Source organism: Romboutsia sp. 13368, assembly GCF_018336475.1.
In the GTDB taxonomy this organism is placed as follows: domain Bacteria; phylum Bacillota; class Clostridia; order Peptostreptococcales; family Peptostreptococcaceae; genus Romboutsia.
This window is the reverse complement of record NZ_CP048741.1, coordinates 560,745-561,154: the sequence shown is the minus strand read 5'-3', so window position 1 is coordinate 561,154 and position 410 is coordinate 560,745. Positions and strand designations below refer to the sequence as shown.

Sequence of the window (410 nt, the reverse complement as noted above, 5' to 3'; positions counted from 1 at the left end):
TAGTTATTATAGGTATTAAATTCCCCAATTTAACGTTTCTCAAATTATCCACCCCTTTTTTATACAATACATCTTCATAATATATAACAATTGCGTACTTATTTTTATTATAGCATTACTTTCACCAATTTATTACCAATTATATAAACTGTAATGNNNTTAGTTTAAAATCCTTTATTCTAGTATAAGAATATGCCACATTACTTTGTACAATAAAATTCTTAGTTTTAATAGAATCTCTATCAGTTTCAAATATTCTTAACCACTTAAACCATTGCATATAGTTAGAAATATATTTACTTGCAACACCATTAAATCTACCCATCCATTTTTTCAAATTACTATGTAAACTATTGATATGTTGGATGTGGTAAATACCTTCTTTATGTTTRCCTGTCTTTATTCGTTTA

At 24.9% G+C, this 410-nt stretch carries 1 pseudogene; it reads right to left on the bottom strand.

What is annotated here, in order from left to right:
* Nucleotides 1–139 precede the first annotated feature (139 nt).
* A pseudogene (locus G3997_RS02325) lies at nucleotides 140–410 on the bottom strand (IS1595 family transposase); the annotation flags it as partial.